The sequence below is a fragment of the Enterococcus sp. DIV2402 genome (genome assembly GCF_017426705.2).
Classification (GTDB): domain Bacteria; phylum Bacillota; class Bacilli; order Lactobacillales; family Enterococcaceae; genus Enterococcus_F; species Enterococcus_F lowellii.
Genome location: NZ_CP147251.1, coordinates 2,950,222 through 2,965,177, shown reverse-complemented (window position 1 = coordinate 2,965,177; position 14,956 = coordinate 2,950,222). Strand labels below are relative to the sequence as shown.

The following is a 14,956-nucleotide window of genomic DNA, read 5'->3' as shown; positions in this document are numbered from 1 at the left end:
ACGTCTCCTTAAATAAAATGTGTATTGGTCATATTGGTTTCTTCAATCACCCATCTGCCATTTTCTTTGACAAAGGTATGATGAGCTTCTGCAATATGATCGCGATAGTCATTTTTTCCTTTATTCACTGTTTTTTGCTGGGTTTCAACTAACATGCGGTTTTCTTCTTGTTTTAACACTTTAAAAGAAAGTAAGGTGTTTTCTAAATCGTATTCATCGAAAAAAGCTTGCATTTCTTTTTTTGTATCTTCTCTTGCATTTGCAACCAATGTGGTGACATATAAGTCCACATCTTCGTTATTGGTAGCTTGTAAATTGGTTTCCAACGTTTCAAAGGCTGCAAGAGCATCCTCTTGATTCGAAATTTTTCCTTCAATTTCAATGTCTGTGTTGGTTGTCACGGTATCGTTGGTTCGGTTAGTCAATACACTAAATACAATAACGATTGCTAAAAGGCTAATCATGCCTAAAAATAATTTGTTTTTCATCGATTCCCTCCTTAAACATCTGATAATTTGCTAGGGCTGACGATGCCGTGATATAAGTTTCGACCGATAATTCCTTCTGGCATAGGATAGGGTCCGTCAAATGGTAAACGTGTTTCTGCTAATTCTTCAAGCGGTTCATCCTGTTCAATCCATTGTGTGAGTCGCCAATGAGTTGTTTCTAAACGTGAAAGTATTCCTCCATAACGAATGTCCAATATTTCCCAGCCAAAAGGTTTGTTATTGGCAAACCATAGTTGACGATGTCGTTTACGCAATTTATCGATTAATAATTGTAGTTGCTCAACTTGTAAGAGCAGTTGTTGTCCAGAAGTTTTGTCTTGCGTTAGATAAGCTTCTTGTAGTTGCTTTCCTAGAGAAGTTTTGCTAGCTAAAACTTCAGCAACTAATTGATAATAGACAAATAAAGCGACCGTATTATCTGACGTTTCACATTGAGCTAATTCTTGAGCTAGTTTTTGATAATGTTCCGTTAGAGGAAAAACTTCGATTGTTTTATCATATAAACCTAGTAAGAGATCTTGGTACAAGATTAATTTACTAACTGCTGAACCGTCTGGATTTTCTGGTGCAACACCAGGTGTTTGGTCAAAGCAATCTAGTAAGAGAAAGCTATCAGCTGATTCATGTTGCAATTCATTAAAGCGTAGAGCAACCAATTCGTCCGTGACAGTTGTATTAAACTGGTGTTCTGCGAATAATTGTAAGCCGTATAACGCAGTGTCCAAAGGTGTTTCGGCACCATCGTCACCCCAAAGTGTTGCATAAATTGAGGAGATTTGTTGCTTTTTACAAGCTGAGAGTGCCGCATGTGTCGTGGCGATAGTTTTGCTATAATTTGGTGCAATCCCATTCCAAGTCCAAATGCCTCCAGCAAACACAATCGGTTTCTCTAATTCTTTATGATGTGCTAATAACTGTAGATATTCTGCTTCTTGATGATGATAATAGTCCCAATAGACCATTTTAACCTCAGGAATACTTGCTACTACTTCTTTAGGAATATCAAAATCAGGATCATAATAATCCCCTGTTTTCGAGCCTAAGCGGAAATACATATCGCTCCACATTTCAACCTCTAGACCTAATGAATTTGTAATTTCTAAAACTTTGGCTAAATGCCGATTCATTAAATCAAAGCGATTTTGTAAGCCATGCTTTTGTAAAAATTGTCCTAAGCCTAATTGATGCGCTTCATCCATTCCGATATGAATTTTATTGGTTCGAAAAGGTTGGCTAACTGCTTGAATGGCTTTTGTTAAAAATTGATACGTTTTTGGTTCGTCAACAAGTAAAATATCTTCTGTATCACGAAATTCACGAGTAAAATTCCATTTCAATGGATTTTTTAAGTGGGCTAACACTTGAATAGCTGGAATGACTTCAATTCCTAATGCATCTCCATAATCATCAATCTCTTTTAATTCCGCCGATGAATAGCGTCCACGGAAATAACCGAAATAAGGATACTCTAGAATTTCATACGTATCTTCCATGTAAAGCATTAATTGATTTAAACCAAGTACGCTACAAGTCGCTAAAAGTTCTTTAATTTTTTTGACTGTTGGGACTGCATTTCGCGATGCGTCAACCATGGGACCAATTGCTTCAAACTGAGGATATTCTTTAAATGAAAAATTTGTTTTTTCCCAATGAGCAAATAATAAATTTAGGCCTCTAAAACAGTGGGTTGCTTCTGCAAATGAGATAGTGATGTCGTTTGCTTTTTTTTCTACTGTAAGAGGTCCTTTTCGGTGAATAAGTTGAATGGGTGTTTGTGAACGATCAAGACGAAAGTGTAGTTTATTTTGTAGAAGAGATAATCCGCGTTCTACAGAAGAAACATCGCCTGTGAAATATACCGCTTTCATTTTAGTGCTCCTTTCATACTTCTTCTAATAGTATACTTAAAACAAAAAGTATTTTCTATGGAAGAGACAATTTTACATAGTAGAATCAAATTTTACATAGCTAACTATTTGTCTTTAGGAAAAAAAGAACGTTTAAACAGAATTCGTTTGAGTTTTCTCATCTGACATGAGCAGGTTTTATCTACATAAAAACAGTGATAGAAACGTTGATAAATCAACGTTTTTTCGCCAAAGGTCAAAAACTACACATTGAGTACCATTGCTATCCACGTTAGCGTTATAAGTGTTTTTTTAAAGGAAGTTCTAATAAAGAGGGAAAAGAAATCGAACAAAAAGCTTGGTTGCTTTGCTTCCGTGTGGTGTATTTTTAACAGCCTGCGGAGGAAATAATGAAGCCGAAACTGCCAAAAGTGAGGTTAAATTAGGCGAAGTTAGCGAATTTCTAGTTACAGAAGAAAAGAATCAAATGACCGTGATGGAACTGAACAGGGGTGCTGCCGAATGGAAAGATATGCCGTTTTTCCATAAAATGGAAAAATTAACGAATATCGAATTTTCATTTAATACATCACCTACAGCTGATTTTAGTACAAAGCTAAATTTAGCCTTTGCGGGGAATGATTTATCTGATGTTTTATTTGGTACCGATCAAAATTCATTAACACCAGCGATGGAAATGGATTAGGGTTCACAAGGAATTTTACTACCATTAGAAGAGTTAATTGATGAGAATATGCCCAATCTGAAAAAAATCTTAGATGAAGATCCTAACGGCAATGGGAAAAAAGATGAAATTCTATTGACAGACGTTAAAATGGATAATTCTCGTCCATGGTTGATGAGTGCATTTGGGATTACAGATCGAGGGATTGAAGAAATTAATGGCAAAGTTGTTTATACACCGATGACTGAAAACTACAAAGAATACGTTACATTTATGAATAAATTATATTCTGAAAAACTAATTGACCCTGAAGTATATGGTCAAGCAGAAGAATAAAAACAAGCCAAAGGGCAAAATAATCAAGTGGGCTTATTCCCAGATGGGTTCTCGTATTTCACTACTGGAAAATCTGAAAAAGATGCGATGGATGATCCATTGTTCCAACCATTAACTTCAGATATTTCACCAGAAGCTGTTGTACCAGGTAGTCCACGTATGGCACGTGAGACATTTGGTATTACCAAAAATTGCCCATCTCCAGAAGGTTGGGTAGATTACTTCTATAGTAAAGAAGGATTAGTTTTATTAAGTAAAGGTTCTGAAGATGCCTTGTGGGAATATGCCGAAAATGATGAAGGAGAACAAGTTCGTATCTACACAGAAGGCATTGATAAAGAAGATACAGAAGGTGAACGTTTTAAAATTACACCAAACTACGGTATTACTGTACTGATTGTGGGGTATCCTGAAACACCAGATATGATGATTCTCAACGACTCTAATGATAAACCTAATCGTGATTTCATTAAGTTCCTTGATTCAGAAACCCAAGCAAAAATGACACCCTATGCGAAAGTAACGTATCCATTATTATATCTAACAAAAGAAGAAAACGACAAAACACGTGATTCAGAAACAGATTTGAAAACGTATGTCGAACAAATGGAAGCGAAATTTATTACAGGAGTCGAGCCTTTATCTAACTGGGATAAATATGTAAAAACTATCGAAAGTATGGGAGTAGAAGAATACGTGTCTATCTATCAAACAGCATATGATCGTTGGGCAGAGAAATAACTAAAAATGGAGACTATGATATAACTTTTTCTAACGATTCGCTATATTCATAGTCTCGTTTTTATTGCCTCATTTTAGTTCGTTACTTGTTATATAATTTTCTTGTTACAGATGCCTACAAAATGCTTTAGGAAACAATTAAGTCGCATGCTAACCTGTTAGACAACTTCAATTAGTGCTTATAAAGATCAATAGAAATTAAAAGGAAGCGTAATAAGCGATGACATAAAACCAAAGCAGAGAAATCTTTGACTATGTGAAAAATAAAAAAGAGTGTCATTATATTGAGAAAATCATTTTAAAAGAGTTGGTATATCAATGTTTTGCGACTATGGTCAAAAACCACATATTGAGTACCATTGCTATTCAATGTAATCTGAAAGTGCTTTCAGGCAACGTTTTTCAAAAAGGGGGAAAAAGATATGGAGTTAACTGGAAAGAAACCTCAGCTAACTACAAAGCAGAAAAAAAGAGAAGATGTTAAGAAAAAGCTATTTGCTAGTCGTCAATTGTACTTATTTGTTTTACCAGCATTCTTAGTTATTTTTATTTTCTCTTATATTCCAATGTACGGTGTAATTATTGCATTTAAAGATTACGTACCAACATTAGGAGTTTGGGGCAGTCCATGGGTAGGAATGAAACATTTTGAACGTTTCTTTAATTCTTATTATTTCTGGGACCTATTAAAAAATACATTGGGTATCAGCGTCTATTCATTAGTTGTTGGATTCCCGCTACCAATTATTTTAGCGTTAGCTCTAAATGAAATTAAAGATGGTCCATGGAAGAAATTTTCACAAACAGTTACATACGCACCGAACTTTATTTCAGTCGTAGTAATGGTTGGTATGATTTTAGCTTTCTTAAATCCATCTACTGGTTTAATCAACCATGCGTTAAACTTTTTTGGGATTGAACCAATTTCCTTTATGGAAGATCCAAAATGGTTCAAAACCGTGTATGTATTATCAGGTGTTTGGCAAGGAACTGGTTGGGGCTCGGTAATCTATCTCGCTGCATTAGCAGGTGTTGATACGCAACTTCATGAAGCGGCAATTGTGGATGGAGCTTCTCGTTTACAACGTATTTGGCACATTAACTTACCAACTATTCGTCCAACAATGGTTATTCTTATTAATTATGAACGTTGGTTCTGTTATGAACTTAGGATATGAAAAAATCCTATTGATGCAAAATCCATTAAATATGGAATCTTCAAATGTTATTGCAACGTTTGTATATGAACAAGGTTTGTTAGAAGCTCAATATAGTTATGCGGCAGCTGTAGGTTTGTTTAACTCAGCAATCAATGCTGTACTATTAATTGTTGTAAATAAAATTGCTGCCAAATTAGGCGATTCAAGTCTATTCTAGAAAGGGGATTTATATGGAAAATCGATTAGTCAAAGATACCAAAGCAGATAGAGTGTTTATGATATTTACCTATATTTTCGTCTTTCTTTCTGTAGCGATTGTCTTATATCCGTTAATTTATATTGTAAGTGCTTCCTTTAGTGATCCCTTAACGGTAAACTCGGGTTCAATGTGGTTATATCCAAAGGGCTTTACATTAGAAGGGTATAAAACAATTTTAGAAAACAATAGTATCTGGCGTGGGTATTTAAATACGATCTATTATACTGCTTTAGGAACATTTATTAACTTATTATGTACATTACCAGCAGCGTACGCGTTGTCTCGACCAGACTTTTATGGTCACAAAACATTTACCACTTTCTTATTAATTACCATGTTTGTTAGTGGAGGTTTAATTCCCTCATACTTATTGGTTAAAAATTTGAATATGTTAAATACAGTTTGGGCGTTAGTATTACCAGGTGCGGTATCGGTTTATAACTTAGTTGTAACAAGAACGTTCTTCCAAACAACCATTCCACGTGAAATGGAAGAAGCCGCAATTATTGACGGATGTAATGATTTCAAATTATTTACACGAATCATTTTACCGTTATCAACACCAATTATCGCTGTTATGGCTTTGTTTTATGGGGTTGGTCACTGGAATAGTTTCTTCAGTGCTTTAATTTACTTATCTGATAAAACAATGTATCCATTACAAATGGTTTTACGTGAAATCTTAGTATTGCAAGACATGTCATCAAATAGTATTGGTAGTAATATGACTAGTGATATGGCGGAATTAATGTTTAGTAAGCAACAACTAGCAGCCGTTATCAAATACGGTGTCATGATTGTTTCAACGTTACCAATTATCGTAGCATATCCGTTCTTACAAAAATATTTTGTAAAAGGTATGATGGTTGGATCAGTTAAAGGGTAGTGTTTTACGGCAATTGCCGATTAATAAAAATCTTTTTATAAGGGGAGAAAGATATGAAAATGCACAAGTCTAAAGTTTTGTTTGGCTTGCTGGCTTGCGGGGTATTATTAGCAGCTTGTGGCGGAAACAAAGACAACGCAAATGACAAAGGAAGTGACGTTGAATTAGGAACAGTAGGCGAATTTCCAGTCACAAAAGAAAAAATCAAAATGACCATGATGGGACCAGGAACTGGTCAAGCAGAATGGAAAGACATGCCAGTTTTCCAAAAAATGGCTGAAATGTCAAACATTGAATTTGAATTTACGACACCACCAACTGCTGACTTTAGTACAAAGCTAAACTTAGCATTTGCAGGGGATGATTTACCAGATGTCTTATTCGGAACAAGTTCAGAATCATTAACACCAGCAATGGAAATGGATTATGGTTCTCAAGGCATTTTAGTACCATTAGAAGATTTAATTGATGAAAATATGCCAAACTTGAAAAAAATTATGGATGAAGATCCATCAATCCGTAAATCAATTACAACACCAGATGGTCATATCTATTCATTACCAATGATTCACCGTGGTGAGACAGCAATTTGGCCTCGTGGTCCAATGTGGTACCGTGGTGACTGGTTGAAAGCGTTGAATGTGACAGAATTACCAAAAACAACCGACGAATTTTATGACTTATTAGTTCGTTTCCGTGATGAAGATCCAAATGGTAACGGTAAAAAAGATGAAATTCCATTGACTGACGTGAAAATGGATAGTACTCGTCCTTGGTTAATGGGTGCATTCGGTTTAACTGAACGTGGGATTGAAGAAATTAACGGTGAAGTTGTTTATACACCAATTACTGAAAACTACAAAGAATACGTAACATTCATGAATAAATTGTATTCTGAAAAACTATTAGACCAAGAAGTATACGGTCAAGCAGATGAACAGAAAAAAGCTAAAGGACAAAATAACCAAATCGGTTTATTCCCAGATTGGTTCTCAATCTTTACAACTGGTAAAAATGAAAAAGATGCAACTGACGATTTGATGTTCCAACCATTAACATCTGATGTTTCACCAGAAGCGGTTGTTCCAGGAAGCACACGTATGGCTCGTGAAACATTTGCTATTACGAAAAATTGTCCATCACCAGAAGCTGCACTACGTTGGGTAGATTATTTCTACGGTGAAGAAGGTTCTTACTTCTTAAGTAAAGGTCCTGAAGGCGCGCTATGGGAATTTGCTGAAAACGACAAAGGTGAAGAAGTTCGTGTCTATGCAGAAGGAATTGACACTTCTAATACCGAAGAAGAACGTTCTAAGATTACACCAAACTACGGTATTACTGTCCCAACAATGGGCTATCCAGAAACAGAAGATATGATGATCTTAGTTGATCCAAATCAAGAACCAGATCGTACGTTTATTGAATTTATCGATTCAGAAACACAAGCGAAAATTACGCCTTTTGCAAAAGTTCCTTATCCATTGTTATACTTAACAACGGAAGAAACAGAGCAAGTTCGTGATTCAGAAACAGACTTGAAAACTTATGTAGAACAAATGGAAGCGAAATTTATTACTGGAGTAGAGCCTTTATCTAACTGGGATAAATACGTGAAAACTATCGAAAGTATGGGTGTTGAAGAATACGTTTCCGTATACCAAACAGCTTACGATCGCTGGGCAGAATAATAATCTGTAATGACAGTTGGTTTGAAAAGCTCAAACCAACTGTTTTTTGTTATTTTGTCTCCATTAAAAAACTAAAAAACGCAATTTTATGGTAAGCTAATGGTAGAAAATTAAAGGGGGAACTAAGATGAAGGAAATGAGAGGGATTATCAAAGGCAGTTACGTCTTAGGGCAAAGAATTATCGATGGTCTTATTCTACAGCTTTTATTCATCGTCTACACATTACGAGGAGCCATTATTTTAGGTTTCTTTCCAGCTTTAGCAGCAGTGTTTCATGTCATTTATTTAGCAATTACCAGAAAAAGTGGGAAATTTAAACCTGCATTTGAACAATTTTACAAAGAAAATTTTAAAATAAGTAATCAATTAGGTTATACCGCATTAACAGGTTGTTTGTTCTTATGGGTAGATTTACGAATTTCAGCTACGTATATTCAACTACCGCTTTTACATTATGTGTTAATTTTGTTATTTGTTTTATGTTTAGGTACAAGTTTATTTCTCTTTCCAACCTTGTGTCGCTATTCGTTAAAATACGGAGAATACTTACGACAAGCCGCTATTTTATTTTTCAGCAATATAATTGAATCGATTGCGATTTTAGTAGGCGTCTTTATTGTTGTTTGGCTATATGTTATTTTTCCAATTTTATTAGTCATTGCCGGGGTGCCGTTACTCATTTTTCCAATTATCTGGTTTGCACTTCAAGCAATGGTTAAAACGGAACGAAAGGCTGAAGCTTAATGAAAATTATGCAGCATTTACCTAAAAAATTTTCGTTCACCAATAAGACATTTTATCGCTATGTATTCTCTTATTTACTCGTATTTTTGTTACCGTTTTCTATTGTATCGGTGATTTGGTATAAAACATCTACAGATAGCATTAATAATCAAATTGATTTATCTTCTCAGAATCATTTGTTGCAAGTAAAATCAATTATGTCGGCTAATTTACGACAATTAGATTATTTAACAGAACAAATTAGCACGAATCCTTCATTAAGTGAAAAACAATTTGCACACCCGTATTATGCATGGGAAGCAAATCGTGAATTATTACGAAATAAAGTGAACAGCAACATTATTGAAGAATTATATGTGTATTTTTATAGTCAACCCAATCAAGTCTATTCTTCCAATGGGCTCTTGGATTTTCCAGCATTTATGCAACAACGTTATGGAACGTATGCTTTTGATGAGAAAAAATTGAAAGCTTCCTTAAACACCAAAGCACCTCTGATTGAACGAATTCCGTCTGGTCAAAAGAATGGTGTGGGTTTGATGACTTACATTGTGCCATTAACAGCAACAGATGGTTTGCCATCTGGTGTGGTAATGTACACGATGCGAATGATTGATATTCAAAATTTCTTAGATAAATCTGTTGATCGCGAGACAGGGAATGTATTTATGGTGGATCGTGAGAATCGTTTATTAGTGGCTTCTCACAATGATGACATACCAGAATTTATGAATAACCCTTCCGAAGTAGAGAAACTTTATCAACAACATTCAAGGAAAACAAAAGCGGGCACATTCTTAGTCAATACTTCCGAGGATGAAGACTTTGGTATCCGCTATATCTCATTAACAAATACGGAGCAAGCATTAAGTGATGTGCGTACCGTTCATTATCGGCTAATGGCGTTAGTACTATCCATTTTAGCTTTGGGACTAGCCATTGTTTTTCTAATTGGTCGACGACAATACAAACCAATTCATGAACTAGAAAAATTAATGGAAAAACAATTAGGTGGCGTTCGTGAAGCCGAAGAGTTAGATGACTTTGTACGGATGGAACAGCACGTTACGAGCTTCTTACAACAAAACAAGGAACTCCATCAAGAAATTCGTCGTCAAACACCACATGCTCGTGAGCAAGTACTACGAAAATTATTGATGGGAAGATTTAAAGACGAAAAAGAAATTCAATTGTTATTAGAATCTGTGGAGGTTGTTCTCTATAAAGAGAGTTATTTTGTTATGTTGATTGACACGAAAATGATTACAACTGAAACAAGTATTCAAAACCAAGAATTTTTAATGAGTTTCTTAGGTTCAATTTCAGGAAAAGGCTATCGTGCGTATGGTTCTGAATTACTTTCGAATCAAGCAATTGCTTTATTAGTTAGTATGGATGGATCCGTGAATCATTCCGATATTGTGCGTGAAATTGTTGCCAAAATTGTTTTAGAAAACACTGTTGCACCAACGATTGGTGTAGGTTCAGTTGTTTGTGAATTGGCAACAATTAATCGATCTTACATTGAAGGATTAGCAGCACTTGAATATCAGGCTGTTTCTGATAAACCTAATCAAGTTTTATTCTTTAAAGAAATCAAAAATGAAAAGAAAAATTCGGTCGTTTCTTATCCTGCCGATGAGCAATTAAAGTTAAGTCAGAGTTTACAACAAGGAGACTTCGAGATTGCTTCTGAAACGATTGAAATTATGGTGAAGAAAGGCATGCAAGAACAACGCACTATCGCAGGAATGAAGCTTTATAGTTATTATCTATTGAATAGTGTCGTGAAAGTAGGTGCAGAAGTGATTGGCGATTCCTTTTTCCAAGAAGCTGAAAAAGCTGTGGAATTTCGCAATTTATTAGAACTTCAAAATGAATTAATTAAAATGAGTGAGAAAATTTGTTTAGCTGTCCAACGCAATCCCAAAAATCAAGAATCAAAATTACAAAAAGATATTTTTGTTTATCTCGATGCAAATTATGCTTCTCATGATTTTTCATTGGAAAGTGTGGCAGAAAAATTTGATGTCTCAGTTTCTTATCTGAGCCGTTTTATCAAAAAAGAAAGTGGCATGACCTTTTCAAAATATGTCCAAGAAAAACGTTTAGACAAAATTAAAAAAGAACTTCGTGAGACAGATAAACCAATTAAAGAAATTATTTCGAGCGCTGGTTATTATGACGTGTCAAATTACACGCGAAAATTTAAACAAATTGTCGGAATGACGCCAGGACAGTATCGTAATAAAAATCGTTAAGAAAGAGGGAGAATTGTGGTAAAAAGATTGATTAGCGCAACAGCATCAGAAATTCGAAAAATGAATCGTGAGGAGATGTTTGAATCCATTAAAGCAAGTGAAGGACGTGTCATTGTCAGTGAAAATGTATGTGTAGCTGCACCTGCATCAGACAGTACAACGAATGCCGAACTTGCAGCAGCATTTGGAGCGGATATGCTTTTATTAAATCTCTTTGACTGTTTAAATCCAGTTGTGATTGGTTTGCCAAAAATGGGCTTATCAGAAGCATTTGATATTTGGAACAATTCAAGTAAAAATACACGCAATCCAATTGAAGAATTGAAAAAATTAACGGGTCGTTTAATTGGTGTAAACCTAGAGCCAGTTGCTGAAAATCAAGAGACAATGGGTGAAAAAGTCATTATTTCTAATGGACGTAAAAGTACAGCTGAAACCTTCCAAGCTGCGGAGAAATTAGGTGTGGATTATATTTGCTTAACTGGAAATCCAGGCACAGGTGTAACGAATGAACAAATTGTGCAAGCGATTCGTGTGGGAAAAGCCAATTATAATGGTCTAATTATCGCTGGTAAAATGCACAGTGCAGGTGTCGATGAACCGATTATGACCAAAGAAGCCATTCAACAATTTGCAGATGCAGGTGCAGATATACTCTTGTTACCAGCTGTCGGTACAGTTCCTGGTTTTGACCAACAAGAATTAAAAGAAGCCGTTAAAATGGCAAAAAGTTTAGGCATGCTTACAATGTCGGCAATCGGTACAAGCCAAGAAAGTGCTTCGCCAGAAACAATTCGCCAAATCGCTTTATGGAATAAAATGTGTGGGGTGGATATGCAACATATTGGTGATGCTGGTTATAGCGGTGTTGCCCCAGCTGAAAATATTTATCATATGTCATTGGCGATTCGTGGAATGAAACATACCATTCAAATTATGGCGCGTTCAATTAATCGTTAAGGAGAGTTTTCATGTTACGATGTCGACCAGATGGAAGTTTTATTATCGCTCATTTTACAGATTTGCATGTGGGGTATCCCAACAATGAGGCAGATCGACGGACACTGCAAGATTTAAGAACGTGTCTTGAAACGTTGGATGCTGATTTACTAATGTTTACAGGTGACCAAATTTGGTGTTATGGCGACAATAATCCCCAGCAAGGATTTCAACAGGTTATTGATTGTATTAATACTAGTGAGATTCCCGTAGTTATCACTTACGGGAATCATGATTCAGAACATGGGAAAATCACACGTGAAGCGCTGCGCCAAATGGAACAAGGGTTAAAAAATCGTGTTTTCGGTGAGCAACGAATCTTGACCAAAGAACGTTTATCGGAACTGTTTTACATTTATGATTCGACAGGCCAACATGTGGTGAAACAATGCGTGGTGTTTGATTCTGGCGATTATGTTTCTGAAAAAATAGCGCAACAATTAACTGATAAAAATGCCGACAATTGTTATGCGTATTTATATACTGAACAAGTTCGTTGGCTGGAACAAACTTTACAACCAGTAGAAACAGCCATTTTTTTGCATATTCCATTGGTGGAATATCAAGAGGCAAAAGCCTTCATCGAAACGGGACAATGCCTAGAGGCAATTTGTAGTCCGGAAATTAATACGGGATTGTTTGCTACCTTGGTTGAACACGAGCAAGCAGTGAATGTTTTTTGTGGACACGACCATGACAATGATTTTACAGCTGAGTGGTTAGGTGTCGGCTTACATTATAGTCGCATTAGTGGCTACAATGTTTATGGACAATTTGCTAGAGGGTATCGTCAAATTATCCTTCATGAGCAAAACGCATTAGCAACAACAATTATTTCATATGATGAACACAAGGAAGGTAAATCATGGCAAAAATTAGACAAGACATTGAAGAAAATCTAACGACTGATTATGAAGCTTATGAAGAACTCCCCGAAGTTATTCAAGAAAAATTAGAGTGGTTTAAAGATCAAAAAATTGGTGTGATTTTTCACTGGGGGCTGTATGCAGTAGCAGGGATTGTCGAATCTTGGCAAATGTCTGAAGAAGATGACTGGGCTAGAAAAAATCCTTGGCGTAATGATATTGATGAATTACGTGCGGACTACTGGGGATTAAATCATTCATTTAATCCGTACCAGTTCAATCCAACCGCATGGGCCCAAGCGTGTAAAGATGCCGGTTTTCGATATATGCTTTTTACGACAAAACATCATGATGGTTTTAATATGTATGATACCGATTATAGTGAGTACAAAGTAACACAAACGCCTTGTCCTTTTGCCGAAAATCCACAAGCTGATGTTTTTGGTGCAGTGGCAGAAGCCTTTCACGAAGTAGGATTAAGTGTAGGTGCGTATTATTCAAAACCAGACTGGCATTCCCCGCTCTATTGGGTACCAGGAGAAAGACCAAAAGGACGTTATGCTAGTTATGATCCGCATGAATTTCCCGAACGTTGGGCGCAATATAACCAGTTTGTCCATGACCAATTAGTTGAAATTACAACTAATTATGGTGAATTAGATATTCTTTGGTTAGACGGCGGTTGGGTCAATAGTCGTCACGAATTACTGGATATGGACCGAATTGCTCAAGCAGTTCGCACGCAACAACAGGATTTACTAATTGTCGATCGCAGTATCGGTGGGAAATATGAAAACTATGTCACTCCGGAACGAAAAATTCCAGAGATTCCGCCAACTAAAGCATGGGAAAGTAACATCCCATTGGCGAAAAACTGGGGCTTTTGTCCGAATGATACGTACAAATCATTTGAAGAAATTCTAACCAGTGTCGTTCAAGTCGTTGCCATGGGTGGAAATATTATTTTAGGTGTTGGGCCAAAACCAGATGGAACCTTACCTAGAGAAGCCTTAGCAATTTTGGAACCTTTAGGCGAATGGTTAACGCAATTTGGTGAAGGTATTTATGAAACACGACCAAGCTCCTATAAAGCACCTCAAGGCTGGTCATTCACACAAAAAGGTACTGTCATTTATGCATTTGGTGAAAAAAGTGCACCGGATTTACCTTGCCAGTTATTTGGAGCAATTGAAAGAATTACGTTATTGAATACAGGTGAAGTTATCAGTGACCAAATGGATGAATTATCTACAGGTGAAGAGCTTTACCAGGTTTATAAAATCGAATTAACAAAGAAAACGAGAGAACAATGAAAACAAAACAGCCACAAACAATCAAAAAACAATCGGAACGAGACGCTATTTTAAAAATCATTTTTGGGAATATTCTACTTGGCTTTGCTTATGCCAAGTGGATGGTTCCCCACGCGATTATTAATGGTGGCGTCACTAGTTTGTCTTTAGTGTTAAGCAAGGTCTTGAATAGCGACGTTGCTTATTTGACAAATATCATAACGATTGGATTATTAATTGTTTGCTGGCTATTTTTAGGTCGTGGACGCTTTCTTAAATCAATTGTCAGTAGTGTGTCATATTTATTTTTCTTTACGTTGTTCCATCGATGGGAATTTTCGATTGTGCTTAATTTGCCGATTGATTTCTTGTTGGCTTCGTTATTGATTGCAGCAGGCTATTATTTTTGCTTGTCCGCTGGTTCTTCTGCAGTCGGAGTGGATGTCATTGCTTTGATTATCCATCAAAAACGACCGGCGATTTCTTTGGCAAAAGCAATTCGCTGGCTAAATTATACGATTTTAGTTTTAGGTTTCTTTACGTATGGTTGGCAATCAATAGTCATAGGTCTGTTATTTAGTTTTGTCTATTCATGGCTGTTAGAACGCTTTTTACAGCAAGAGAGTATGTAACTATTGCGTAATTTTATGAGCGAAAAATCCACATATTGTTTTGTATTCGT

The 14,956-nt window shown here is 36.0% G+C and carries 13 protein-coding genes and 1 pseudogene; 12 read left to right on the top strand and 2 right to left on the bottom strand.

Annotated elements, in window-relative coordinates:
* Positions 1 to 8 precede the first annotated feature (8 nt).
* Positions 9 to 488 (bottom strand): hypothetical protein, encoded by a 480-nt coding sequence (locus DOK78_RS14520; protein WP_207941594.1) that lies wholly within the window; start codon positions 486 to 488, stop codon positions 9 to 11.
* 11 nt (positions 489 to 499) lie between these two features.
* Positions 500 to 2,377: a beta-N-acetylhexosaminidase gene (locus tag DOK78_RS14515; RefSeq protein ID WP_207941595.1), complete on the bottom strand. Its 1,878-nt coding sequence runs from the start codon at positions 2,375 to 2,377 to the stop codon at positions 500 to 502.
* A gap of 337 nt (positions 2,378 to 2,714) precedes the next feature.
* On the opposite strand from DOK78_RS14515, the gene DOK78_RS14510 reads away from it, so the two are divergent.
* From DOK78_RS14510 to DOK78_RS14455, 12 genes and pseudogenes are all read left to right on the top strand, one after another.
* Positions 2,715 to 3,062 carry a hypothetical protein gene (locus tag DOK78_RS14510; RefSeq protein WP_339076298.1) on the top strand — a complete coding sequence of 116 codons (348 nt, stop codon included), beginning with the start codon at positions 2,715 to 2,717 and terminating at the stop codon, positions 3,060 to 3,062.
* A 48-nt stretch (positions 3,063 to 3,110) separates the two neighbouring features.
* Positions 3,111 to 3,377, top strand: coding sequence for a hypothetical protein (locus tag DOK78_RS14505; protein ID WP_339076297.1), 267 nt, complete (start codon positions 3,111 to 3,113; stop codon positions 3,375 to 3,377).
* Positions 3,378 to 3,404: 27 nt separating this feature from the next.
* On the top strand, positions 3,405 to 4,118 hold the full coding sequence (locus DOK78_RS14500; protein ID WP_339076296.1) for a hypothetical protein: 714 nt from the start codon (positions 3,405 to 3,407) through the stop codon (positions 4,116 to 4,118).
* A 422-nt stretch (positions 4,119 to 4,540) separates the two neighbouring features.
* A pseudogene (locus DOK78_RS14495) lies at positions 4,541 to 5,495 on the top strand (ABC transporter permease).
* Positions 5,496 to 5,508: 13 nt separating this feature from the next.
* Positions 5,509 to 6,423 (top strand): carbohydrate ABC transporter permease, encoded by a 915-nt coding sequence (locus DOK78_RS14490; RefSeq protein ID WP_207941597.1) that lies wholly within the window; start codon positions 5,509 to 5,511, stop codon positions 6,421 to 6,423.
* Between the two features lie 53 nt (positions 6,424 to 6,476).
* On the top strand, positions 6,477 to 8,111 hold the full coding sequence (locus DOK78_RS14485; protein WP_207941598.1) for an extracellular solute-binding protein: 1,635 nt from the start codon (positions 6,477 to 6,479) through the stop codon (positions 8,109 to 8,111).
* Positions 8,112 to 8,238: 127 nt separating this feature from the next.
* Positions 8,239 to 8,856, top strand: a complete 618-nt coding sequence (locus DOK78_RS14480) for a YesL family protein (RefSeq protein WP_207941599.1) — start codon at positions 8,239 to 8,241, stop codon at positions 8,854 to 8,856.
* The gene (locus DOK78_RS14475; protein ID WP_207941600.1) at positions 8,856 to 11,117 is read left to right on the top strand and encodes a helix-turn-helix domain-containing protein; all 2,262 of its coding nucleotides are present in this window, start codon (positions 8,856 to 8,858) and stop codon (positions 11,115 to 11,117) included. The genes DOK78_RS14480 and DOK78_RS14475 overlap by 1 nt, the downstream gene beginning before the upstream one ends.
* A 15-nt stretch (positions 11,118 to 11,132) precedes the next feature.
* Positions 11,133 to 12,077 carry a haloacid dehalogenase-like hydrolase gene (locus DOK78_RS14470; RefSeq protein ID WP_207941601.1) on the top strand — a complete coding sequence of 315 codons (945 nt, stop codon included), beginning with the start codon at positions 11,133 to 11,135 and terminating at the stop codon, positions 12,075 to 12,077.
* An 11-nt stretch (positions 12,078 to 12,088) separates the two neighbouring features.
* Positions 12,089 to 13,018 carry a metallophosphoesterase gene (locus DOK78_RS14465; protein ID WP_207941602.1) on the top strand — a complete coding sequence of 310 codons (930 nt, stop codon included), beginning with the start codon at positions 12,089 to 12,091 and terminating at the stop codon, positions 13,016 to 13,018.
* Positions 12,982 to 14,295 carry an alpha-L-fucosidase gene (locus DOK78_RS14460; RefSeq protein WP_207941603.1) on the top strand — a complete coding sequence of 438 codons (1,314 nt, stop codon included), beginning with the start codon at positions 12,982 to 12,984 and terminating at the stop codon, positions 14,293 to 14,295. Before DOK78_RS14465 ends, DOK78_RS14460 begins: the two co-directional genes overlap by 37 nt.
* Positions 14,292 to 14,906 carry a YitT family protein gene (locus DOK78_RS14455; protein WP_207941604.1) on the top strand — a complete coding sequence of 205 codons (615 nt, stop codon included), beginning with the start codon at positions 14,292 to 14,294 and terminating at the stop codon, positions 14,904 to 14,906. Before DOK78_RS14460 ends, DOK78_RS14455 begins: the two co-directional genes overlap by 4 nt.
* Positions 14,907 to 14,956 lie beyond the last annotated feature (50 nt).